The organism is Flavobacterium sp. (genome assembly GCF_044357305.1).
Lineage (GTDB): Bacteria > Bacteroidota > Bacteroidia > Flavobacteriales > Flavobacteriaceae > Flavobacterium.
This window is the reverse complement of record NZ_JBIKPS010000004.1, coordinates 103,258-127,999: the sequence shown is the minus strand read 5'-3', so window position 1 is coordinate 127,999 and position 24,742 is coordinate 103,258. Positions and strand designations below refer to the sequence as shown.

Sequence of the window (24,742 nt, the reverse complement as noted above, 5' to 3'; positions counted from 1 at the left end):
TTTAGAAATTTCTAAACGAGTTTTTTTGTGGTGTAAATGTTAAAGTTCTTTGGAAAAGCCTATCAACAAACAATAATCATAGAACTGCAGCGTTTTATAGAATCAAAAAAAATATTTATGTTAAAAGTTTACGCCTGTTTTTTAGTCCTATTTATTAGCTCTTTATCTTATTCTCAAAATGTAGTTTCCTTAAAAGGGAAAGTAGTAGAAGAAACCACCAAATCTGCAATTCAATCGGCTACCGTGTATCTTTCTAAAGCCAAAGACTCTTCCGTGGTAGATTATACGATTACCGATAAAAACGGAAAATTTGAATTCAAAATAAAAAAAATAAACCAACCAGTATTTCTTAAAGTTTCCTTTATATCTTATCAAGATTTTAAATTGCCTTTGATAAGCATTGAAACCGATAAAGATTTTGAAACCATAGAATTAAAAAATGCTATAAAATCACTTAACGAGGTGGTTTTTAAAGGTCAGGCACCTCCAATACGAATTAAAAAAGACACTTTGGAATTCAATGTTTCCTCTTTCAAAGTGCGTCCCGATGCCAATGTAGAAACCTTATTAAAACAATTACCCGGTGTAGAAATTGATACCGATGGGAAAATTACCGTAAACGGAAAAGAAGTCAACCAAATATTAGTAAATGGCAAACCATTTTTTGATAAAGATGGTAAAGTAGCCCTACAAAACCTTCCTTCGGATATTGTAAATAAAGTACAAATAACCGATACCAAAACCAAAAAAGAAGAAAAAACAGGTGCGGCCGCAAGTTCCAATTCGGCTAGTATAAACCTAACTATTGATGAAGAAAAGAACAAAGGTTTTTTCGGAAAAGTAATGGGTGGAAAAGGCTCCGATGGGCGTTATGAAAGCAGTGCTCTCATAAACTATTTTAAAAATAAAAGAAAAATTAGTGTTCTTGCTTCTTCCAATAACATCAATTCTATTGGATTTTCAATGGATGAAGTTTTTGATAATATGGGTGGTGGTCGAAACAGTAGCGTTTGGATGAACGATAACGGTTCTTTTGGTATTAACGGACGACGTTATGGTGGAGGAAGCGGTATTACACAATCTAACTTAGTAGGTATTAATTATTCGGATGAATGGACTAAAGACAGCGAATCGTCTTTAAGTTATTTCTATTCGGGAGCCAATACCAAGAACGATAATAAGACCAACCAAACTAATTTTTTGCCTTCTGGCAATTTCACTACCAATTCCAATTCTAGTTCCAATGAAGACCGATATACGCACAATGTCAGTTCGGTATTTGAATATAAATTAGATTCCTTAACTTCTATAGTAATCGAACCTAATTTTACTAAATCGAATACTAAAAACAGAAATCTAGCATCCCAGTCGTCTTTTGATGCTACTAATGCTATACTAAATTCCAGTACTTCAAGTACCAATGATGAGAACGATACCAATACGTTTAACAACACCTTTTCGTTTACAAAATCTTTTCAAAAGAAAGATAAATATTTGAGTTTAGTTTTTGAAAATGAAAACGGAACTACTAATGAAAATGATTATCTTCAATCCAATACAATTTTCTATCAAGGTACAATAACGGAAGACAACAGAAACCAGTTTAATAAATCGAAAACTATAAATGCTAATTACCGAACGGAGTTCGAGTTTACACAGCCCATTACCGATTCCCTTCAAATTAAAGTTGGGTTGGAATATAAAATAGACAAAAATAAGGATAATAGAGATTCCTTTGATTACGATCCTGCCAACCTATCGTATTCTGTTGCAAATGATTTGTTAACTAATGCTTTTAATTCTACCGAAAAAACATTTACACCCAATACGGGGTTAATTATTAATAGAAAAAAAATAAATTTTACTGTAAATCTTGGAACCAATGTTATAAATTTCAATAACGATGCCAACTACTTAAATGTAAATTCTACCCTTAATAAAGAATTTATTTTACCCTATGTAAATGCTTATGGGAGCTATCGATTCTCCAAAACTAAAAATTTATGGGTAAATTACAACTATAATTATAGTCTTCCTTCCGCTAGGCAAATACTGCCAATTGAGGATTTGGCAAATCCGTTGAATACTTACATTGGAAACCCCAATTTGGATTTGAATAAAAACCATAATGTTTATCTGTCCTATAGAGATTATGATTATGCAACCAAATCAGGATATGGAACGTATTTGGGAGGAAATTTATATGATAATCAAATAGTTTCTTCGGTTACCTATGACGAGAATAGAAAAAGAACCACTACTTATGCCAATGTTTCTGGAACTTACAACTCTTGGTTTACAGTATATTGGAATAAAACCATTAAAAAAGATGCCAACAAATACCGTTTTGAATTGCGAATGAATAATAATTTTGGACTTTCTAAAGGATATACCGATGGCGAAATGTACCAAGCAAAAACCTATAGTTTTTCTCCAAGAGTAAACTTAACGTATGATTATGGCGAATTAGTAACAATTAACCCTTCGTATAATTATTCGTATAACGCTACTAATTTTACCAATTACGTAATTGGTTCAGCCTCTAATTATTCCCATAAATTCAACTTACAAGTAACCAATTACTATCCTAAAAATTGGACTTTCGGAAACGATTTTGGCTATACTTATAATTCTAATATTGCCGATGGATTCAAAAAAGACTTCTTCTTATGGAATACCAGTTTGTCTTATGGCTTTTTTGAAAAGAAATTAATGGCTAAGATAAAAGTGTATGATTTATTAAATCAAAATCAAAGTGCCATAAGAACCATAACTCCAACCACCATTAGAGATGAAGAAAACACGGTGTTAAAACGATATGTAATGTTTTCTTTAACCTATAAATTAGAAAAATTTGCAGGAAAAGAGAAAAAATCAAGTGGCAGATTTAATTGGTAAAACTAAAAAACTCGTTTAGAAATTCTAAACGAGTTTTTTTATATTTTGGTTTCAAATAAATAGTAAATTACCAGCCACCGCTTGCACCTCCGCCAGAAAATCCTCCTCCGCCAAAGCCGCCGCCGAAACCGCCACCTCCACCAGAAGAACCTCCGCCAAAGCCACCACCACCTCCAAAGCCACTTCCACCGCTTCTTCCCAAACTACTGAGAATGATGATGTCTAATAAACTAGGACTACTGCCGAGTCCTGAGCCAGTGCCTGTTCCTTTATTTTTAGAAATGATAATCAATACAATTACAAAAAGCACCAGGAATATCACTAATGGCAAACTACCATTTTTACTTTCGTGTTTTCGAGTGCCTTTATATTTTCCTTTTACAACATCAATTATAGTGTCAGCACCTTTATCAAGACCATTGTAGTAACTGCCGGCTTTAAATTCGGGAACAATTACATTGCGAATTATTTCACCGCAAATTCCTGCTACCAAACGATCTTCCAATCCATATCCGGGACGAATACTTACTTTTCGTTCATTTTTAGCAACAAAAATCATTACGCCATTGTCTTCTTTGGCCTGACCAATTCCCCATTTTTGTGCCCAATTGGTAGAAAGCACATCAATATCTTCATTCTTCAAACTTTCAATAGTTACTATCACTATTTGAGTACTAGTAGAGTCAGAATAGCGAACAAGTTTTTCTTCTAATTGCTGTTTTTCTGAATCGCTAAGTAGTTTAGCATAATCGTAAACCGAAGTTTGAAAATCTGGTTTTTCAGGAATGGTAAACTGTGAAAATCCTACTTGAGAAATGAAACAAACTGCAAGTATCCAAAGGCTTTTCGGAAATTTAATTAAAATCTTCATAATTCTCCTTTAGATATTTCGTTTGAAAGTTCGTTTACATCATCCTCTTGATAAGGAAAATGTGTTTTTAGTTGTTCTCCAGCATCATGAATTCCATCTACCAAAGCTTGTTTGTTATTGCCATTTTTAAAATGCTGCAACATTATATCTTTAGTGCTATCCCAAAAAGTATCAGTTACTTTGTTATTAATGCCTTGGTCACCATAAATAGCAAACTGTTTGCTTTTCACAGCTACATAAATAATAACGCCATTTCGGTCTTGGGTATTTCCCATTTTTAGTAAATCAAAAACCTCCACTGCTCGCTCTATTGGAGCAATGGAAGTTTCTTTTTCTATATGTACTCGAATCTCACCAGAAGTATTTTGTTCGGCCAAACGAATGGCTTCTACAACTTCTAGCTCTTCCTCTTTCGATAAAAATGCTTCTACTTTTGACATGTTAAAATTTAACTTCTACTGGTTTATCTGCTCCAGCAACCGATTGGAAGTAAGCTTTTTCTTTGTAACTTCCTAAAAACCAACTTTGCGGCATTGCCAATACATATCCGTTATATTGTTGAACACTTTCATTAAAACGAGTTCTGGCAGTTAGAATTTGATTCTCTGTACTTGCCAATTCGTCTTGTAATTTCAAGAAATTTTGATTTGCTTTAAGTTCTGGATATCTTTCTACAGAAACTAATAATCTAGATAACGAACTGCTTACACCACTTTGTGCTTGATTGAATTGTGCTAATTGTTCTGCAGAAATATTCGTAGGGTCAACAGTAATTGCAGTTGCTTTTGCTCTAGCTTCAATAACCGCAGTTAATGTACTTTTTTCAAAATCGGCTGCACCTTTAACCGTGTTTACTAAATTTCCAATAAGATCATTTCTTCTTTGGTAAGAAGTTTGAACATTTCCCCATTCTTTTTCTGTTGCTTGGCTGTATCTCAAGCCGCTATTTTTAACACCCATAACCCAAAAAGCAATTACTAAAATTGCTCCTATTCCAATAATCCAAGGTAAAAATTTTTTAAAATCCATTTTCTAATTTATTTAAAGTTTATTTAATGTTTCTATTCCATATACAAAAATCATTCCTAAAGTTGATTTTTAATATTTGTCAGTTCAGCTTTGATGCCCTCCAACTTCGAAACGATGTCAAATTTATCCAAAGTTTTCTTTTTTCCTTCTTTCAAATGGGTTTTAGCTCCTTCCAAAGTAAAGCCGCGTTCTTTCACTAAATGATAAATCAACTGTAAATTTTTCACATCTTCTTGTGTGAACATTCGATTCCCTTTGGCATTTTTCTTTGGTTTCAGAATATCAAATTCCTTATCCCAAAATCGAATAAGGGATGCATTCACTCCAAAAGCCTCGGCAACTTCACCAATGCTAAAATATAATTTGTCTTTAGATAAGTCTATCTGCATTTTTTTATTTTTTTAATTTGTAGAGACGCGATTTATCGCGTCTTTATTTATCGCGTCTCTATTTATCCTCTCTATAAATCAAGACGCGATAAATCGCGTCTCTACATTAATCCAACGATTGGTTCTCCTGATTCGCAATTTTAGAAATAGCCACATATTCTGCCGCCGAAATATTTCCGTAATAAAAATTTATTGGGTTCACAACTTTTCCATCTTTATGCACCTCATAATGACAATGTGGCGCTTGACTTCTTCCAGTACTGCCCACATAACCAATAATATCGCCACGTTTTACACGCTGTCCTGGACGCGCTTTGTATTTGCTTAAATGCGCATACAAAGTCAAGTATCCAAAACCATGATTAATTTCAACATGATTGCCATATCCCGATAACGAATTATCTGCTTTTTTTATTACGCCATCCCCAGTTGCAAAAATAGGCGTTCCCGTTCTTGCGGTAAAATCCATCCCTTCGTGCATTTTCCGTGCTTTTGTAAAGGGGTCACTTCGGTATCCAAAACCCGAAGCCATGTGTTTTAAATCTTCATTTTTAACAGGCTGAATTGCTGGAATCGCACTCAATAATTTATCTTTTGCTTTAGCTAATTTCAAAATTTCATCCAACGATTTCGATTGTACCGCCAAGGCTTTCGAAATGCCATCCACTTTTTCAGACGTATTAATCACCAACTCCGAATTATTGAAACCTTCCAATTCTTGGTATCTTTTTTTATCAATAATACCTCTCCTTTTTTCATTTGAAATCGGAGAAGAATTAAAATATACTCGGTATAAATTATTGTCCCTATCCTCTAAATCCGATGCTACTTGATCAATCGCTTCTATTTTTTTATTCAAAATAGCATAGCTAAGTTTCAAATTTTCAATTTCTCGTGCCTGAATCTTGTCTTTTGGCGTCTCAAAATACGAGGTATTCATCAAAACCACAAAGCATAAAAAACCAAATAATGCCGACGCCAACAAGAAAAGCGCAGGATAGCCAAACTTTTTTCGCTTCTGAGGGCCAATTATTCGATAAGCTAAACTTTCTGGGTCGTAATAATACTTAACTTTCTTCGACATTTCTTAAATTATACTATTTTTGTACTCGTTTTAAGAATAACAATGGTTCTTTCAACAAATTTATGAAATGTTTTCTTCTAAATCTATTTTTTGTTTTTTTAGGAGCGAAACATTGGGCATTTTAGTTAATGCAATTCCCGCTTTCACCTTTAGTCTCGTTCCGTTCCTCCACGAGAGCTATCGGTTCAATCGGGGCTAAAAAGCAATCCATTGGTATGAAATTAAAATTTTTAAACAACTATTCGTAAAATAAAAATAATAACTTTGTGACTTAGCGCCTTCAAGGCAAAATAACATATGAAATCAAAAGACATCCGCAAGCAATTTCTTCAATTCTTTGAATCCAAAGGACATTTAATCGTTCCATCTGCACCAATCGTATTAAAAGACGATCCAACCCTAATGTTCAACAACTCAGGAATGGCGCAATTCAAAGAATACTTTTTAGGAAACGGAACCCCTAAAAGCAAGCGAATAGCCGATACCCAAAAATGCCTTCGCGTTTCCGGTAAACACAACGATTTAGAAGATGTGGGATTCGATACCTATCACCACACTATGTTCGAAATGCTAGGAAACTGGTCTTTTGGCGATTATTTCAAAAAAGAAGCCATCAACTGGGCTTGGGAATTATTGACCGAAGTCTATAAAATTCCTAAAGAAAATCTATACGTTTCTGTTTTTGAAGGAAACCCAGAAGAAAACGTCCCTTTCGATCAAGAAGCTTGGGATATTTGGAAAGAACTTATTGACGAAGACCGAATCATCTTAGGAAATAAAAAAGACAATTTCTGGGAAATGGGCGATCAAGGTCCGTGTGGGCCATGTTCTGAAATTCATGTTGATATTCGTTCTGCCGAAGAAAAAGCCTTAGTTTCGGGAAAAAGTCTAGTAAATAATGACCATCCACAAGTAGTTGAAATCTGGAACAATGTGTTCATGGAATTCAACCGAAAAGCGGATGGATCACTTGAAAAACTTCCTGCCCAACACGTAGATACCGGAATGGGATTTGAGCGTTTGTGTATGGCATTACAAAATAAAACATCCAATTACGATACCGATGTTTTCACGCCGCTTATTGAAAAAGTAGAACAAATTACAGAATTAAAATATACTACCAATGATGTCATTCTGAACGATAGTGAAGAATCTCAAGAACAAAATAAAACCAACATCGCCATTCGTGTCGTTGTAGATCACGTTCGTGCTGTAGCATTTGCTATTGCCGATGGTCAATTGCCATCCAATACGGGTGCAGGTTATGTAATTCGTAGAATTTTACGTCGTGCTATTCGTTACGGATTTACCTTTTTGGATACCAAAGAACCATTCATTAATAAATTAGTGGAAGTTTTGGCGAATCAAATGGGAGAATTCTTCCCAGAAATTAAAGCACAACAACAATTGGTTACCAATGTAATTCGGGAAGAAGAAGCATCCTTCTTGCGAACTTTAGACCAAGGATTGCAATTGCTAGACAAAGTTATTGAAGAAACTTCAACACAAAGCGAGTCAGTTCCCCCTTCGGGGGTTAGGGGGCTTGTTTCTGGAGTTAAAGCATTCGAATTATACGATACTTTCGGTTTCCCGATTGATTTAACCGCTTTAATCTTAAGAGAAAAAGGATTCGAACTAGACGAAGCCGGATTTACTGCTGCTATGCAAGAACAAAAGAATCGTTCTCGCGCAGCATCCGAAGTGTCTACCGAAGATTGGTCGGTTTTAATTCCTGGAAATGTAGAAACTTTTGTAGGTTACGACCAAACGGAAGGTGAGGTAAAAATTACCCGCATCCGAAAAGTAGATTCTAAAAAAGACGGAGTTTTATACCAAATAGTTTTAGATAATACACCATTTTATCCAGAAGGTGGTGGGCAAGTTGGCGATAAAGGAACCTTAGTTTCCGCTAACGAAACCATTGAAATTATCGATACCAAAAAAGAAAATAACTTAATTCTGCATTTTGCAAAACAACTTCCAGAGAATGTTGCTGCTAGTTTTGTAGCCAAAGTAAACGCCAATTTAAGAACAGCAACTTCTAAAAATCACTCAGCTACGCATTTGATGCATTTGGCTTTAAGAACTATTTTAGGAACTCATGTAGAACAAAAAGGCTCGTTGGTAAATCCAAATTATTTGCGTTTTGACTTTTCTCATTTTTCTAAAGTTTCGGAGGAAGAATTACGCCAAGTAGAAGCAAGTGTAAATCAGCAAATTGAAGCTCAATTACAATTAGTTGAACACAGAAATATTCCTATTCAACAAGCCTTGGAACAAGGTGCTATGGCATTGTTTGGTGAAAAATATGGGGACAATGTTCGAATGATTGAATTTGGAAGCAGTAAAGAATTATGCGGTGGAATTCATGTGAAAAACACTGCAGAAATTTGGCATTTCAAAATCATTTCTGAAGGCGCCGTTGCTGCAGGAATTCGTCGTATTGAAGCAATAACTGGCGATGCTGTGAAGGATTTTTATACAAATCAAGAACTTACGTTGTCGGAAATAAAAGAGACTTTGAAAAACCCACAAGATATTTTAAAGTCTGTTACTTCTTTACAAGACGATAATTCAAAATTGAAAAAACAAATTGAGCAATTGCTTAAAGAAAAAGTAGAAGGATTAAAAAATACTTTAATTTCTGAATTTCAAGAAATTAACGGGATCAACTTTTTATCAAAACAAGTTGATTTAAGTATGAGTGCTACCAAAGATTTAGCGCAAGCTTTAGGAAATTCAAAACCAAATACATTTGTTGTTTTAGCATCCATTGAAGAAGCTATGCCAAATATCCATTGTTATATTGCTAAAGAATTGGTTGCTGCCAAAAGTTTAAATGCAAATGCAGTCATTAAAGAATTAGGAAAATACATTGAAGGTAACGGTGGTGGACAACCATTTTTCGCCTCTGGAAAAGGGAAAAATGTTGCTGGAATTGCAGAAGCATTGACTAAAGCAATTGATTTTGTGAAGTAAATTCCGTATATTTATACTCGTTAAACTGTTCCATTTGTTTAGTTTGCGAAGTTTTTCAAAACCAATAAAATGACAAGAGACGAATTCATAACTAAAAATTCCCATCTTTTTTGGTACATCAAGAAAGAAGCAATTCCTAATATCAGTAATGAGGTATTAGTGGAGTTTATTTTTAATTATGGGACTTGGCAAGATGTAAAAGACCTAATTAAAATCATTGGTTTTCAAGAGTTAAAACGAGTTTATGAAGATGTAACGGATAGAAAAGTTGGGAACTACCATCCAGAAATTCTTAATTATATGGGTTTAATAGTTGGTAAATATGCATCTTAATATTTTAAATAAAAATCAAGTTGAACTGCTAAACTTTATTTCACTTTTTAAAAGAGAATATTATTTAGTTGGTGGAACTGCTATTGCCTTACATATTGGACATAGAGAATCTATCGATTTTGATTTATTTAAACTTTCAGTTTTAAGGAAAAATGACATTTACAAAAAAATATTTGCAGCCAAGCTAAATTTTAAATTTGGTTATGAAAATTACGAACAATTGAATTTGAATATTAAAGATGTAAAATTTACCTTTTTTTCGTTTCCACATAAAGTGCCTACAAATTCCGAAATAAAAGGAATTATAAAAATGCCCGATTTGCTAACGCTTGCAGCGATGAAAGCCTTTGCTTTGGGTAGAAGAGCTAAATGGAAAGATTATGTAGATTTGTATTTTATTTTAAAAGATTTTCATTCACTTAATGAAATTTCTCAAAAAGCGAAAGAATTATTTGGCGAAATGTTTTCCGATAAATTATTCAAGATGCAACTCAGTTATTTTAATGGAATTTCCTATGAGGAGGCTGTGACCTATGTAATTCCAAATCCACCAACGGAAGAGGAAATCAAATTATTTCTTACTGACATTAGTATTTCGGGATTATCCGAATAACTAAAAATTATTTTCGTTCCCCAATTTGCTGTCTCCACATGGCATAATACAAGCCTTTTTCTACTAATAAATCCTCGTGTTTTCCTTGTTCGATGATTTTTCCCTGTTCCAATACAAATATTTTGTCGGCATGCATGATGGTGGATAATCGGTGGGCAATTAAAACAGTAATTCGATTACTATCGGAAATATTTCGGATGGTAGTATTGATTTCTTCTTCGGTTATTGAGTCTAGTGCAGAAGTCGCTTCGTCAAAAATCAACAAATTTGGATTTCTCAAAATGGCACGTGCAATAGACAAACGTTGTTTTTCTCCTCCCGAAATTTTCATTCCGCCTTCACCAATAGTGGAGTTCAATCCGTCTTCGGCTCGGTTTAGTAATTTTTCACAACTGGCTTTTTTTAATACTTCATTAAGTTCCTCGTCGGTTGCGGTGGATTTAACAAACAATAAATTTTCTCTAATCGTTCCTGAAAAAAGTTGTGCATCTTGTGTTACAAATCCCAATTGTTTTCTCAAATCCAATAAATCAATTTTTGTAGATTCGATACCATTATAAAGAACTTTTCCTTGTTCTGGCGGATACAATCCAACAAGTAATTTTACTAAAGTTGTTTTTCCAGCACCTGATGGCCCAACAAAAGCTACAGTTTCTCCTTGTTTGATTTCAAAATTAATTCCGTCAACCGCTTTATAATTGGCAGTTTTATGTTGAAAACTCACATTAGAAAAAAGTAAGGAATGAATAGCACCAACATGTTCTGGATTTTTTGGACGGAATTCTTTAGGAGCACTCAATAGAGTTTTAAAATTTTCCATTGAAACTTTAGTCTCATTAAGAGCGATAATAAAATTGCCTAATTCTTGCAAAGGACCAAATATATAAAAGGTAAAAAACACCATTGTTAGTAAATCACCAACAATAATTTTGCCTCCAAATAAGAAGTAATACAAAGTAAAAACTACCGAAGTTCTTAAAAAATGAACCGTTGTTCCTTGGATAAAACTCAAACTTCTAATAAATCGAATCTTTTCTAATTCTAGTTGTAGAATTTTAAAGGTATTCAAATTCAAACGTTTTTCTTCTTGATACGTTAAACCTAAACTTTTAACTAGTTCAATGTTTCTCAAACTTTCCGTTGTTGAACCTGCCAAAGCATTGGTTTGATTGACAATTTTTCGAGAAACTACTTTTATTTTTTTACCCAAATAAGAACTCACCAAGGCTATAATTGGTGCGGTAATTAGAAAAATTAAGGAAATTCTATAATCAATTCGGGATACATAAATGATTACAAAAATGAATCCTATTACGGTTTGAAAAATCAATGAAATTGAAAATGTAATCAACTTTTCAGAATCCGAACGTACTTTGGTTAATTTGCTTAAAGTTTCCCCACTGCGTTGGTCTTCAAAATCTTCAAATGGTAAGTCTAATGATTTTTTGATTCCGTCAGTATACATTTGAGCGCCAGTTCGTTGAATAACGATATTGGTAAAATAATCCTGAAAGTTTTTAGTAATTCTCGAAATCATTGCTGCGCCAAGAGAAAGTCCGAGCCAAAAACTTAAGACTTTGATAAATGCTATTTTATCTCCATTAAATTTTCCAATTTCAACACCACAATGCTGCATTAATTTACCTGTTATAATAGAATCAGATAAACTGAAACAAATATTGATTGCCGCCATAAGTAATGCGAAAAACAGCAAAACTTTGTGTTTAACTATATAGGAATAGAGAAGTTTCATAGGAACCTTTGTTTTTAAAGAAGTGCAAAAGTAGTGAATTGATTTGCATTTGTAACCCCACAGGGAAATGGTTAAGATAACCTATTGATTTTTTTTACACGAATTACACAAATTTGCACGAAAACCAAAAAAAATATTTATTTCACGAATCTGCCTTAGGTAGATTAAATTCGTGTAATTTCTTTTGAATTATAAAAATTTGTGCAAATTCGTGCAATTCGTGTTTAACTTTTGTTGCTTTTAAGAAACCCTAGAGATTTATTTTTATTCTTTTATCCTATCGGAATTGCGATATGTATTGCACCTTGTGGTACTGAAGGGACTCTAATTTCTTGAATAATTTCTTTGGTCAAGGCAAAATTCACGTCTTTTCCTTCTCCTTGCTGAAATAAAGCGGTTAATTCTTTTTCGGTTAGTTTAGAGTTTGCACTCACGGTTTGTGCAATGCGGTTTTCCATCCCTTCTATTCGGCTAAGGGCTTCTTTTATTGCAGTTCTAGTTTGTGGTCCGCCAAAATTCATAGAAACACCGTGGAATAAAAAAGCGGCATTTGGCGCAGCATATCGGTTTTGACCACTAGCAAAAATTACATTTGCAATAGAATCAATAGTGCCTGTATTGTGCATGGTGATGGTCATTTTACCTTGAAGCGAAACCAAAAAATTGTATAAAACAAATCCCGAATCAACATCGCCACCATTGGAAGAAATAAAGAAATAAAGTTCTGTGGGATTGTGTTGCTGAATAACATCCGAAGTAAATTGAATAAACTTAGATACTTTTATTGGGTCAATTGCATCAAAAAAATTAAGGTATATAGTTTTGTTTTCCATCCGGAATAGTTTTTAGAATTTAAATTCCTATAAATATAAAAAAATTCCCCAACTGTTTTCACAATTGAGGAATAAGAATATTTTTTTTGTTTTTAAATTGCGTTTACAATTGCCACAAAATCATCGGCTTTCAAGGCAGCACCACCAATTAATCCACCGTCAACATCTGGTTTTCCAAAAATTTCTTTGGCATTGTCTGGTTTTACACTTCCACCATAAAGAATAGAAACGTCTTCGGCAATAGCACTTCCGTAAGTATGTCGCACAGTTTCTCTTATAAATGCGTGCATTTCTTGTGCTTGTTCTGGGCTAGCAGTTTCTCCTGTGCCAATTGCCCAAACGGGTTCGTAAGCAAGGATAATATCTTCCCAAGCGTCTTTCTCTAAATGGAATAAACCATCACGCAATTGGTTTTCAACCACATTAAAATGTTGGTTATTTTGACGGTCTTTCAACTCTTCTCCAAAGCAAAAAATCACGGTCATGTCATGTTTTAAAGCAGTATCTACTTTGTTAGCAATCATTGCATCCGTTTCATGAAAAATTGCCCGACGTTCCGAATGTCCAAGAATTACAGTGTTTACTCCAACACTTTTTAACATATCTGCAGATATTTCTCCAGTATAGGCTCCGTTTTCTGCTTGGTGCATGTTTTGTGCAGCAACGCTGATATTTGTAAATTCCAAATGATCTACAGCAGATGCTAGGTTAACAAATGTAGGGGCAACTACAATTTGAACTTCTTTATCCAACGGTAATTTTTCAATTAATTCGTTCAATAAATCTTCCGTTTCTTCACTGTTTTTATTCATTTTCCAGTTCCCAGCAACAATCTTTGTTCTCATTTTTATAAAGTTTTTAGAGTAGTATTTATTTTATCAAAATCGGTTTCGATGGCACGATAAATCGCAATCGATCCATTTTTATTTATAACCATATATCTCGGAATCCAATCTAAATCAATTGATTTTCCAAATGCGCCTTTCATTCCATCCACATCATTCACCCAATAGTGATCGCCTTTTATTTGGTGTTTTTCAATACCATCTTGCCATTTGTCAAATGTTTTATCCATAGAAATAAACACATAAGCCACATCAGGATTATTGGCTTGCAATTCTTTTACTTTAGGCATTGCGCCAACACAATCTCCGCACCACGAAGCCCAAACTTCTACCACCACGGTTTTGCCTTTGTATTTTTTTAAAACCTCTTTAAAAGTAACTTCTTTATTGTCGGAATCTGTTAATGTTCCTTTAAGAGCATCTTTAGAAAATTCTTTTTTTTGTGCATTGCTGCAAGAAATAGAAGCCATAGTTATAACGAATAATAAGAATATTTTTTTCATGATTATTTTTTAAACAAAGTTAGATTTAATTATTTTTTGGTTTGTGAAAACGGTCAATCCATTTTATTAATAATACTGAATTTACTACCACCGCCAAAATTCCTATTGTTGGATATAATGGTAAATCCAGTATTTTCAAATTGCTTTTGGTAATTATTAAAAAGATGCCAATCTTAATAAATACAATACAAATGATTATATTGTAAATTGCTTTGGCTTTTCCTTTAACTACTATTTTAAATCGATTAATCAATTATTTCTTTAAATCTGCAAATGATTTATGAAGATACACATTTAAATCGGCACCGTTAAATTTATCATCCGATATTCCCCAATAGTATTTAATCTCGTTTCCATTCCAAAGGTATTTTACTCCAGGAGTGTCTTTTCCTTTTCCTAAAATATTCCAAAAAGGGATAACTTCAATAATGGTATATGGATAGGTTGCACCTGCTTCTTTAAAGAAATCCGGAATCAAATCGGCTTCTTCATTCATGAAAATGACAGAAAGTGGAGGCAGGGTAGCGTCTTTTTTTCTCATTTCGGTTAATTCTTTTGCTGCAGTACGGCAATGATCGCAACCTGGAACAAAATAACAAAGTATCTTTTTGCCTTTATCAATGCTTGGAAAAAACTTGGCATTCCCCGATTTTACTTTCTTAGGTTCCTTTATATTTTCAACTTCTATCTTCTTGATGGTATCTTTTTTTGTTTCAGCAATAGTATTTTCTGTTTTAATTGTATCTACTGAAACAACAGCCTCCGAAATAGTGTCTTGTGGCATTTCCACCATTGGAGAAACTGTAAAATTCGTTGCTGGTGGCTGAATTGGTGCCAACATATAAATTCCTAAAATAGTTGCGAAAAGAACCGTTGTTAAAATCCAGAAGTTTCCGTTATTGGAAACTTTTGGCAGCAATTTGTATAAATAAACAAGCATTCCAATTGCAACAATATTTTTAATAATAGCCTCAATTGGAGTCATTGGCAATAATTCGCCAAAGCAACCGCAATTACCTGAATTTCCACCGCTTAAAAAAGTTACATATGTTAAATGTCCTATAAATACAGATAACATTGCAATGGTAACCGGAATTAAAAATTTTCGTAACCAATTATTTTGCAACAGCAATAATCCCAAAGCGAGTTCAATTCCGATAAGGGTTCGTGAAAAATAAGGTGCAAAACCTTCCGAAAATCCAATGGTATAAAGTTGTTTTACTTCAAATGTTGAAATAGCAAAATAAGGAGAATCCAATAAATGTCCCTTAGAAAGTTTTGCCAATGCCGAAAGAATGAAAAGTGTCGAAACAATAATTCGGAGACTCCAAGCGATGTAGGTTTTTTTAGTTGCCATAAAATAGGTTTTTACAAAGATAAAAAGGCTTTCAATAGTAAGTTGTTAATGAATTGTTATTGTCCGAATTTCATCAAAATCAAAGCAAAAACAGAATAATTAATCATATCCTGATAGTTGGCATCAATGCCTTCCGAAACTATTGTTTTTCCTTGGTTGTCTTCAATTTGTTTCACGCGAAGTAATTTTTGCAAAATCAAATCCGTCAACGAACTTACTCGCATTTCGCGCCAAGCCTCGCCATAATCGTGGTTTTTATCTTCCATCAATTGCTTGGTTACCGCAACTTTCACATCGTATAATTCTACTGCTTTTTCAACGCCTAAATCGGGTTGTTCTACAACGCCCAATTCCAGTTGAATTAACGCCATTATGCAGTAATTGATGATGCCAATGAATTCTCCAGTTTCGTCTTCATCAACTTTTCGAATATCATTTTGTTGCAAACTTCTTATGCGTTGCGCTTTGATGAAAATTTGATCTGTTAAAGAAGGTAAACGTAAAATGCGCCAAGCACTTCCATAATCGGTCATTTTTTTTACAAATAAATCCCGGCAAATGCCAATAACTTTATCGTATTCTTGTGAAGTATTCTTCATTAATGGTATCTTTGTATGAAATATTTTATTTATTACAATGCGACATAAAAGTCTGGCATCAAAAGTAAATAATATTTATCGGATTGAAGAATGATGTTTAACGATTTTTTATTAAACCTCATAGAATCATAGATTTGATTGTAAATAAAAGGTTTGATTAGAAAATCTTTGATTTCATAGTTCAAAAACTAGGAATTCTATTGCCGAGCAAAGCGACTTAAAATGAAATAAACTAATGCTTCTATGTGGTTTAATTTAATTTTACGAAAATAACTAAAGATGACCATAAACTGCAACGGAAAACTTATCGATTTAACTTCACCAAAAGTAATGGGAATACTTAATGTAACGCCCAATTCTTTTTTTGATGGAGGAAAACATGCCAACGAAAAGGCGATTTTAATTCAAGTTGAAAAAATGCTTTTGGAAGGAGCAACATTTATTGATATTGGTGGATATTCGAGTAAACCCAGTGCCGAATTTGTTTCAGAAGAGGAAGAATTACAACGATTAGTTCCAGTAATTAAGGATGTTGTTAAAGAGTTTCCAGAAATTATTCTTTCAGTAGATACTTTCCGAAGTAAAGTTGCACAAGAATCTGTTGAAAATGGGGCGTCGATCATTAACGATATTTCTGCTGGAAATTTAGATGCCAAAATGCTGGAAACCGTTGCCAAATTGCGAGTGCCATACATCATGATGCACATGAAAGGAACGCCACAAACGATGCAATCTTTAGCGCAATATGAAAACATTGTAAAAGAAATGTTGTTTTATTTTTCTCAAAAAATAGCACAAGCCAGAAGTTTAGGAATTAACGATTTAATTCTAGATCCAGGTTTTGGGTTTGCAAAAACGTTAGAACAAAATTTTGAAGTTTTAAGCAAATTAGAGTTGTTTCAAATGACAGAATTACCTTTGTTAGTTGGAATTTCTAGAAAATCCATGATATACAAAACTTTAGAAACCACCGCAGAATTTGCCTTAAACGGAACTACTTCCTTAAACACCATTTCTTTGCTTAAAGGAGCCAAAATCTTACGCGTTCACGATGTGAAAGAAGCAGTAGAATGTGTGAAATTACACCAACAATTAAACAAATAAAATGAAAAAATATTTAGCATTAATAATTGCTTTTGCCTTATTTTCTTGTGAAGGCAATAAAGATATTCTTCTTCCAAAAGCCGATAAAACTATAGTTGCCGACGTGCAAGAACATTCGCCAATCTATATTTTTTTCAAAGTGGAAGATAAAGACACTATTGCCGAAGTAAATAGAAAGAATTCCATAGTTTCCACCAATTGGATTTTCAATATCGACAAGCGTTTGCCTTTGCGTTTGGTAATTCCGGAATTGATAAAATTACAAGCAAAAAAAGACAAAAGCATGCACAAAAATGAAGCCGCTGAAAACTTTTTTTCGTATGCAAATGATGTGAAAAAAACCATGGCTTTTTTACCGTTTACGAAAGTGAAGTATACTCTTGGCAAACCTTTGATTAATAGTATTTATTTTGGTAAAAATGATTTGTTAAAATTTAATTCACAATTGCTTAAAAAAGATGAATTACAGGGATATATAAATAATTTGATGATTGAGCATGAATCGGAAATCTTCGTTTCTTTTGATAAAAATTTAAGTTATGATGAGTATATTAAAAATAAAATATTTATGAATAGCATTAAAATAACTAAAAAAGGTATTTTAATTTCTAATTTAGAATATATTTTTTAACGTACTTCCAACTTCCAACTTCCAACTTCCAACTTCCAACTTCCAACTTCTAACTTCCAACTTCGTACCTCGTACTTCTAACTTCGTACCTCTATTGATGATGGTACGGCTCGTTCTTTAAAATCGTAAACCCGCGATACAACTGCTCAATCACAAAAAGCCGAACCATTTGATGCGAAAAAGTCATTGCCGAAAGCGATATTTTTCCTTGTGCTTTTTTGTAGACTTCATCGCTAAATCCATAAGGGCCGCCAATTACAAAAACTAGCGTTTTGATTCCTGCGTTCATTTTCTTTTGCAAATAGTCTGAAAATGCTACACTCGAAAAAGTGCTTCCGTTTTCGTCTAATAAAATCAATTGGTCGGTTGGAGAAAGTTTGGCTAAAATCAATTCGCCTTCCTTTTCTTTTTGTTGCGCTTCCGATAAATTCTTTACATTTTTAATATCTGGAATTACTTCCAAATCAAATTTTATATAAAACGACAACCGTTTTGTATAATCATCAATCAAAGTTTGCAGCGATTTATTGTCGGTTTTGCCAATGGCCAGAAGACGTATGTTCATTTGAATTGCAAATTAAAGCGCAAATCTACAAATTGATTTCTATTTTATTCCAACTTCCAACTTCCAACTCCAAACAATTTTCTATTTTTGCAGCACACAACTACAACACTATGTACAAATTACTAATTCGTCCGTTACTTTTTCTATTTGATCCAGAAGAAGTACATTATTTCACCTTTTCTTTAATTCGATTATTATCTAAAATCCCAGGAGTTCCCTCCCTTTTTAGAGCCCTATATTTAGTTAATGACAAACGATTGGAAACGGAAGTTTTCGGATTAAAATTCAAAAATCCAGTCGGACTCGCTGCGGGTTTTGATAAAGATGCCAAGTTGTACAGCGAACTTTCTAATTTTGGTTTCGGATTTATAGAAATCGGAACATTAACTCCAGTAGGTCAAGAAGGAAATCCGAAAAAACGATTGTTTCGTTTGAAAGAAGATTCAGCAATCATCAACCGAATGGGATTTAATAACGGAGGCGTTCAAGAAGCCGTAACACGTTTAAAGAAAAACAAGAACGTTTTAATAGGCGGAAACATTGGGAAAAATAAACTTACTCCAAACGAAAACGCGACACAAGATTATGAAATTTGCTTTGAAGCGCTTTTTGATTATGTTGATTATTTTGTGGTAAATGTAAGTTCGCCAAATACTCCAAATCTTCGCGAACTTCAAGAAAAAGAGCCTTTAAAAAAGCTGTTACAAACTTTAGAAAACAATAAACTACAAACAACAAACCATAAACCTATATTATTAAAAATCGCTCCCGATTTAACCGATTCCCAACTTTTGGACATTATCGACATTGTCAACGAAACTAAAATTGCAGGTGTAATTGCTACTAACACTACATTGTCTAGAGAAGGTTTGAAGTCCGAAAATAAAGCTGAAACAGGCGGATTATCGGGTAAACCACTAACCAATCGTTCTACTGAAGTTATTCGTTTTCTGTCGGAAAAAAGTAATAAATCGTTTCCTATTATTGGAGTTGGTGGAATTCATTCTGCCCAAGATGCCATCGATAAATTGGATGCTGGAGCCAGTTTAATTCAATTATATACTGGGTTTATTTATGAAGGGCCAAAATTAGTTAAGGAAATTAATAAGGAAATTCTAAGAAGAAAATCCTAAGCACATTTGCGTCAAAAGTCCGATTAATAAAGCAATTCCGAAACTCAGTAAAGTCCCGATTAAAACATATTCGGTTAGTTTTCGGTCTTTTGCTTCTTTCAAGTCCCCAAATCTAAAAATAGATTTTGCTGCCAATAAAAATCCAATTGCTTCAAAATGGCCTGTTAAAATAAAACAGAACACAAAAAGGCGTTCCAAAATCCCAATGTAATTTCCGGCATTTTGAAGCGAATCATCTTTAGTTTTATTCTCTGGAGTCCAAATAGAAATGATGTTTTTGATGATTATAGAAGTTGGTTTCGTCAATAAAATAATCCCTGTAAATACTATCCAAAAGGAATTATTAAAAGCGGTATTATCTATTGGAGTGTTATTGTAAATTAATGTAATCGCAACAATAACAATTAAATGCAAAATCTGATCTACAGAAAACCAAGTGCGTTTTGTTTTTTGAGTTTGAAAATGCAATTTCAAAAAATCAATAAAACCATGCGTAACTGCCAATGCCAATGCGTACCAACCAAATGCTATTTCTCCTACCAATACCCAAGCTAAAATGAAATGCAAAAAGGTGTGTAAGTACAAGTAAACACTTCGATGCTTTTTCTTTTCTTTATCGAGAACCCAAGAGGTGGGTTGCAATAAAAAATCGCCAAATAAGTGCGCTAAAAGAAGTTTTACAAAGACAATCATGCTTCAAGTGTTTGGACTTTTTTTCTAAAATAATTTTCTAATTGCTGTACTAATTCATAGTTGGAACGTTTCTGTCTTCGGCTCACAGCGGCTTGATTTATGCCAAGTTTTACTCCAATTTCTTCTTGTGAAAGCGTAGGATTTTGAATGGCAACCAAAACAAATTCAGCAGATTGCTGTAGCCAATTATCCATAAAAGACAAACTTAATTTCAACATCAAATTTACCTCTTCGTCAAACGCTTCATTGCCCGAATTAACTGCTAAATTAAGCTTTTGCTTTTTTAAAGTTTCAAATAATTCTCCCGAGCGAATAAAGGCGCTCCCATTACTTTCTGTAATTTTTCTAGCCTTATATGTTTTATCTCCAAAACCCAAACTGATGCGAACATCTAAGTGGATCGATCTAAAGAACGCTTTTATCTGAAACGCTATTAAAAAGGCATCTTCCGGGTTTTTAATTTCCATCTGAAATTCATCTCCACGATAGATCTCCCAATCGTTTGGAGACTTTCCAAAAGGCTGGAATAACGTCTTTAAATCGTCCATCCATTTTTTAGAAACTACCTTTCTCGAGTTAATAATATCTGCTGTAAGTATCACAATCATAGATCAAAAGTACTAATTATTTTGAATAAAACAAAAAGTATTACCAAAAAGTGTAATATTTCAAATTATTACCGAAATACGTAATATTTTTAATTATTACCAAAATGTGTAATATTTTACATTATTACCAAAAAGTGTAATAATCTCCAAATAAATATATTTTAGCACTTCTGTAAAAATCGATTTCGTAAAATCGATTTCTTTAGTATCTTTGACAACAGATGAACAAAATCAAAATCATAGAATGTCCACGTGATGCCATGCAAGGCATCAAACCTTTCATTCCCACCGAGCGGAAGGTAGATTACATTCAATCCTTGCTTCGGGTAGGGTTTGATACTATTGATTTTGGAAGTTTTGTGTCACCCAAAGCCATTCCTCAAATGGTAGATACTGCCGAGGTTTTAGCACAGTTAGACTTATCCCAAACGACCAGTAAATTATTGGCAATTATCGCCAATACACAAGGTGCAACGATGGCTTCCGTTCACAAAGAAATTCAGTATTTAGGGTTTCCTTTCTCGATTTCCGAGAATTTTCAAATGCGAAATACCCATAAAACTATTGCCGAAAGTTTAATCACGTTACAAGAGATTTTAGAAATTGCCGACAAGACCAATAAAGAAGTCGTGACTTATATTTCTATGGGCTTCGGAAACCCTTATGGCGACCCATGGAATGTCGATGTAGTAGGCGAGTGGACCGAAAAATTAGCCACTATGGGCGTGAAAATTTTATCTCTTTCCGACACCATCGGAAGTTCTACGCCAGAGGTAATTAGTTATTTGTTTTCCAATTTAATTCCGAAATACCCAAACATCGAATTCGGTGCCCATTTGCACACCACTCCCGATAAATGGTTTGAAAAAATCGATGCCGCATACCAAGCCGGTTGCCGTCGTTATGATGGCGCTATCCAAGGTTTTGGTGGTTGTCCGATGGCAAAAGACGACTTAACCGGCAACATGCCCACCGAAAAAATGTTGTCTTATTTCACTCAACACAAGGCCGATACCAACACCAGTCCAATGAGTTTTGAAAGCGCTTACAACGTTGCTTCTCGTTTATTTGGAGAGTTTCATTAGAAGCCAATCCAGCTATCCATTCCAAGATTTTATCAAGAATTCTTTTTTTGTAAGCACTAAAAAGAGCTTCCGTTGGTCGCTTTTTTAGCGCAACAAAAAATAGAATTCTTCAATAAAATGCTTTCCATTTCTATCTGGGCTATAGGGGCAGTGCTCCGTTCTCAGTGTTCAGTAATCGATATTCCGCATTCATTAATTCGTGTAATTTCAATCCACATTAATTTGTGCAAATTCGTGTAATTCGTGTCAAAAAAAATTAATGTCTTTTAAAAATCTTATAAATTTCAATCCATAGTACCGATACAAACGCTACTAAAACGCTCAACCCAATTTGACTATAATCTACTTTTTCAAATAAGAAGAATTTAGAGAAAACAGGAACAAATAATAATAATGAAGTAATGAGAATTGTAATTCCAATAATCAGCAACACTAGATTGTTTTTATAGCGAATTGTTGTAAATATCGAATAGTAAAACGAACGATTTTCTAAGGTTAGAAATATATTGGAAGCAATTAAAGTCAAGAAAATTGTAGTTCTAGTTCCGTTTTCTGTACATCCTTCTGCTAAGCAATATTGGTACACAAAAAGCAATCCTAAAGTAATTACTAAACCTTGAATGATACTCATCGTAATTTCTTTCAAATTGAAAAAAGTAGTCGTTAATTGTCTCGGTTTCTCCAACATTAAATTGCGTTCCATAGGTTCATTTTCATAAATTATAGAACAAGTCGGACCCATAATAATTTCCAAAAATATAATGTGAACCGGAGTAAAAATATTCGGATACATCCATCCCAAAGCCAATGGAATAAACACAATCAAGATAATCGGAATATGAATTGAAATAATGTATTGAATGGCTTTTTTCAAATTCAAATATATTTTTCTTCCCATGGCAATGGCATCAATCATCTTGGCAAAATCATCGTCTATCAAGATTAAATTGGCGGCCTGTTTGGCAATTTCAGTCCCTTTTTCACCCATGGCAATTCCAATATGCGCCGATTTTAAAGCGGGCCCATCGTTCACACCATCGCCAGTCATGGCAACAATTTGGTTGTTATCTTTTAAGGCTTGAATGATTTTTAGTTTGGCCTCGGGAAACATCCTTGTGAAAATTGCTGTTTCCATAACCTTTTGTTTTAAAGTTGCTGCGTCCATTTCCATCAGTTCGTCACCATTTAATACTTTATCTGTATCTTTAAAACCTATTTGTTTAGCAATGGTCGTGGTCGTGGCAGCGTTATCTCCAGTGACAATTTTCACTTTAATTCCGGCTTTATAAAAGGCCTCAAAAACCTTCTGAATATTTTCTTTTGGCGGATCGTAAAATGCTACTAATCCTTTAAAAGCAAATTGAAACTCTTGTTGCGTTTTCGGGTAATTCGTTCCAGAAAACTCGGCAACTCCAACGCCAAGAACTCTATATCCTTCGGCAGCCATAGTATTCATGGCATCTATAACGGTATTCTTTTCGGTTTCCGATAAATTACAAACTTCCAAAATGGCTTCAGGTGCCCCTTTAGTCGCAATTATTTTACCTTTTGCACTTTCAAAAACATGCGTCATCATAGGTGGTTTTCCGCCTAAAGGATATTCGTGAACCAATTTATAATTTGGTCTTTCGTCTACGCTTTCCAGATTTGCGTAAGCATCATGAATGGCAAGTTCCATAGCATCAAACGGAATAGGTTCGCTAGACCACATGGCGTAACTCAGCAATTCTTCGGCTTCTGGATTTAGTTTTTCTTTAGTATCAATAATTATTTTAGAATCAAAAAGATACAATTGTGCCAAACTCATTTTGTTTTCGGTAATGGTTCCCGTTTTATCGGTGCAAATTACGGTGGCACTTCCAAGAGTTTCTACCGTTTTAGTTTGTTTGGTAATGACCCCCATTTTCATTAACCGCCAAGAACCAAGTGCCATAAAAGAGGCAAACGCCACCGGAATTTCTTCTGGAATAACGCTCATTGCAATGGTTAAGGCCTTGAGTAAACTATCCAAAATAAGTTTGGAGCGGTAAAATTGCATTCCCCAAACGCTACCAAAAATAACTAATCCGATGATAGACATTTTCTTTACAAAATTGTTAATCTGAATTTGTAAAGGTGTTTTGTCTTCTATTATTTCTTCTAAACTAGCGCCTATTTTTCCAAGACTAGTTTGGTTTCCAATGGCAGTTACTTTACAAATTGCCAATCCTGTTGCTACTATAGTCCCTTGAAAAACTTGTTTGTTTTCGGAATTTTCATCTTTAAATACCGATAGCGATTCGCCTGTTAAAACAGCTTCATTAACCGAAAAATCATTCGATTGTACAATGATTGCATCGGCAGGAATAAAGTGACCTTCTTCTATCTGAATACTATCGCCCAGCACAATTTCTTCACTTGGAATTGCAATTAAAATGCCATTTCGAAACACTTTACTGTTGGGTTGGGATAATTTTTTTAAGGCATCAATCGCATTACGACTTCTAGATTCTTGAAATAAGGATATTGCAGAAACTAAAACAATTGCAACCGTCATAAAGATTCCATCGCCATAATCGCCAGAAATATAATAAATACTTGCGGCAGCAACCAATAGTAAGAACATCGGTTCCTTCACCATTTCTATTAAGGAAATAAGAAAATGATTTTTTTGTTGGTGTTCTAAAGAGTTAGTTCCGCCTTTGTTTCTAGATGAAATTACTTCTTCATTAGAGAGTCCTGTAGGTTTTTTATTAATATCTAACATAAAAAAGGAATGAGGTTAACTAAGGTAGTGATTTTAATTCAATTCTTACCCTTTTTAAGTCATTATTAAAGAGTAGTTTTGATGCTTTAGA

At 33.9% G+C, this 24,742-nt stretch carries 23 protein-coding genes; 8 read left to right on the top strand and 15 right to left on the bottom strand.

Features of this window, described 5'->3' with window-relative positions; genetic code table 11:
* Positions 1–117 precede the first annotated feature (117 nt).
* Positions 118–2,898 carry an outer membrane beta-barrel protein gene (locus ACIQ2J_RS04935; RefSeq protein ID WP_396167264.1) on the top strand — a complete coding sequence of 927 codons (2,781 nt, stop codon included), beginning with the start codon at positions 118–120 and terminating at the stop codon, positions 2,896–2,898.
* Between the two features lie 67 nt (positions 2,899–2,965).
* On the opposite strand, the gene ACIQ2J_RS04930 is transcribed toward ACIQ2J_RS04935, so the two are convergent.
* From ACIQ2J_RS04930 to ACIQ2J_RS04910, 5 genes are all read right to left on the bottom strand, one after another.
* Positions 2,966–3,769, bottom strand: coding sequence for a TPM domain-containing protein (locus tag ACIQ2J_RS04930; RefSeq protein WP_396167263.1), 804 nt, complete (start codon positions 3,767–3,769; stop codon positions 2,966–2,968).
* Positions 3,766–4,209 (bottom strand): TPM domain-containing protein, encoded by a 444-nt coding sequence (locus ACIQ2J_RS04925; protein ID WP_396167262.1) that lies wholly within the window; start codon positions 4,207–4,209, stop codon positions 3,766–3,768. The genes ACIQ2J_RS04930 and ACIQ2J_RS04925 overlap by 4 nt, the downstream gene beginning before the upstream one ends.
* A 1-nt stretch (position 4,210) precedes the next feature.
* Positions 4,211–4,798: a LemA family protein gene (locus ACIQ2J_RS04920; RefSeq protein ID WP_396167260.1), complete on the bottom strand. Its 588-nt coding sequence runs from the start codon at positions 4,796–4,798 to the stop codon at positions 4,211–4,213.
* 56 nt (positions 4,799–4,854) lie between these two features.
* The gene (locus ACIQ2J_RS04915) at positions 4,855–5,187 is read right to left on the bottom strand and encodes a MerR family transcriptional regulator (protein WP_396167259.1); all 333 of its coding nucleotides are present in this window, start codon (positions 5,185–5,187) and stop codon (positions 4,855–4,857) included.
* Between the two features lie 106 nt (positions 5,188–5,293).
* Positions 5,294–6,271 carry a M23 family metallopeptidase gene (locus ACIQ2J_RS04910; RefSeq protein WP_396167258.1) on the bottom strand — a complete coding sequence of 326 codons (978 nt, stop codon included), beginning with the start codon at positions 6,269–6,271 and terminating at the stop codon, positions 5,294–5,296.
* A 297-nt stretch (positions 6,272–6,568) separates the two neighbouring features.
* Here ACIQ2J_RS04910 and alaS point away from each other — a divergent pair, with 297 nt between their 5' ends.
* From alaS to ACIQ2J_RS04895, 3 genes are all read left to right on the top strand, one after another.
* A complete protein-coding gene (gene alaS / locus ACIQ2J_RS04905) occupies positions 6,569–9,250 on the top strand; it encodes an alanine--tRNA ligase (protein WP_396167257.1) in 2,682 nt (893 codons plus the stop codon).
* A 69-nt stretch (positions 9,251–9,319) separates the two neighbouring features.
* Positions 9,320–9,583 carry a hypothetical protein gene (locus ACIQ2J_RS04900; protein WP_396167256.1) on the top strand — a complete coding sequence of 88 codons (264 nt, stop codon included), beginning with the start codon at positions 9,320–9,322 and terminating at the stop codon, positions 9,581–9,583.
* The gene (locus ACIQ2J_RS04895; protein WP_396167255.1) at positions 9,573–10,196 is read left to right on the top strand and encodes a nucleotidyl transferase AbiEii/AbiGii toxin family protein; all 624 of its coding nucleotides are present in this window, start codon (positions 9,573–9,575) and stop codon (positions 10,194–10,196) included. Before ACIQ2J_RS04900 ends, ACIQ2J_RS04895 begins: the two co-directional genes overlap by 11 nt.
* 7 nt (positions 10,197–10,203) lie before the next feature.
* On the opposite strand, the gene ACIQ2J_RS04890 is transcribed toward ACIQ2J_RS04895, so the two are convergent.
* The 6 genes from ACIQ2J_RS04890 to ACIQ2J_RS04865 form a co-directional block, all read right to left on the bottom strand.
* Complete coding sequence (locus ACIQ2J_RS04890) at positions 10,204–11,949, bottom strand: ABC transporter ATP-binding protein (protein WP_396167254.1); 1,746 nt, start codon at positions 11,947–11,949, stop codon at positions 10,204–10,206.
* A gap of 272 nt (positions 11,950–12,221) precedes the next feature.
* A complete protein-coding gene (locus tag ACIQ2J_RS04885; RefSeq protein WP_396167253.1) occupies positions 12,222–12,782 on the bottom strand; it encodes an ATP-dependent Clp protease proteolytic subunit in 561 nt (186 codons plus the stop codon).
* 92 nt (positions 12,783–12,874) lie between these two features.
* Positions 12,875–13,627 (bottom strand): triose-phosphate isomerase, encoded by a 753-nt coding sequence (gene tpiA / locus ACIQ2J_RS04880; RefSeq protein WP_396167252.1) that lies wholly within the window; start codon positions 13,625–13,627, stop codon positions 12,875–12,877.
* 2 nt (positions 13,628–13,629) lie between these two features.
* Complete coding sequence (locus tag ACIQ2J_RS04875; protein WP_396167251.1) at positions 13,630–14,130, bottom strand: TlpA family protein disulfide reductase; 501 nt, start codon at positions 14,128–14,130, stop codon at positions 13,630–13,632.
* Between the two features lie 253 nt (positions 14,131–14,383).
* Positions 14,384–15,487, bottom strand: coding sequence for a MauE/DoxX family redox-associated membrane protein (locus tag ACIQ2J_RS04870; protein WP_396167250.1), 1,104 nt, complete (start codon positions 15,485–15,487; stop codon positions 14,384–14,386).
* A 56-nt stretch (positions 15,488–15,543) separates the two neighbouring features.
* Positions 15,544–16,086, bottom strand: a complete 543-nt coding sequence (locus ACIQ2J_RS04865; protein WP_396167249.1) for a DUF1599 domain-containing protein — start codon at positions 16,084–16,086, stop codon at positions 15,544–15,546.
* Between the two features lie 279 nt (positions 16,087–16,365).
* Between ACIQ2J_RS04865 and folP the strand changes: the two genes are divergently transcribed.
* Complete coding sequence (gene folP / locus ACIQ2J_RS04860; protein WP_396167248.1) at positions 16,366–17,190, top strand: dihydropteroate synthase; 825 nt, start codon at positions 16,366–16,368, stop codon at positions 17,188–17,190.
* A gap of 1 nt (position 17,191) precedes the next feature.
* Entirely contained in the window at positions 17,192–17,821 is a 630-nt protein-coding gene (locus ACIQ2J_RS04855; protein ID WP_396167247.1) for a hypothetical protein, read from the top strand.
* Positions 17,822–17,912: 91 nt separating this feature from the next.
* Here the strand turns inward: ACIQ2J_RS04855 and rlmH are convergent, their stop codons facing one another.
* Positions 17,913–18,386, bottom strand: coding sequence for a 23S rRNA (pseudouridine(1915)-N(3))-methyltransferase RlmH (rlmH, locus tag ACIQ2J_RS04850; RefSeq protein ID WP_396167246.1), 474 nt, complete (start codon positions 18,384–18,386; stop codon positions 17,913–17,915).
* A 110-nt stretch (positions 18,387–18,496) separates the two neighbouring features.
* Between rlmH and ACIQ2J_RS04845 the strand changes: the two genes are divergently transcribed.
* Complete coding sequence (locus ACIQ2J_RS04845; RefSeq protein ID WP_396167306.1) at positions 18,497–19,519, top strand: quinone-dependent dihydroorotate dehydrogenase; 1,023 nt, start codon at positions 18,497–18,499, stop codon at positions 19,517–19,519.
* On the opposite strand, the gene ACIQ2J_RS04840 is transcribed toward ACIQ2J_RS04845, so the two are convergent.
* Together ACIQ2J_RS04840 and ACIQ2J_RS04835 are read right to left on the bottom strand one after the other, a co-directional pair.
* The gene (locus ACIQ2J_RS04840; protein WP_396167245.1) at positions 19,502–20,212 is read right to left on the bottom strand and encodes a DUF3307 domain-containing protein; all 711 of its coding nucleotides are present in this window, start codon (positions 20,210–20,212) and stop codon (positions 19,502–19,504) included. The two genes, ACIQ2J_RS04845 and ACIQ2J_RS04840, sit on opposite strands and share 18 nt — an antisense overlap.
* A complete protein-coding gene (locus ACIQ2J_RS04835; protein WP_396167244.1) occupies positions 20,209–20,820 on the bottom strand; it encodes a SatD family protein in 612 nt (203 codons plus the stop codon). Before ACIQ2J_RS04835 ends, ACIQ2J_RS04840 begins: the two co-directional genes overlap by 4 nt.
* Positions 20,821–21,041: 221 nt before the next feature.
* Between ACIQ2J_RS04835 and ACIQ2J_RS04830 the strand changes: the two genes are divergently transcribed.
* Complete coding sequence (locus ACIQ2J_RS04830) at positions 21,042–21,905, top strand: hydroxymethylglutaryl-CoA lyase (RefSeq protein ID WP_396167243.1); 864 nt, start codon at positions 21,042–21,044, stop codon at positions 21,903–21,905.
* Positions 21,906–22,161: 256 nt separating this feature from the next.
* On the opposite strand, the gene ACIQ2J_RS04825 is transcribed toward ACIQ2J_RS04830, so the two are convergent.
* On the bottom strand, positions 22,162–24,651 hold the full coding sequence (locus ACIQ2J_RS04825; RefSeq protein ID WP_396167242.1) for a cation-translocating P-type ATPase: 2,490 nt from the start codon (positions 24,649–24,651) through the stop codon (positions 22,162–22,164).
* Positions 24,652–24,742: the final 91 nt, after the last annotated feature.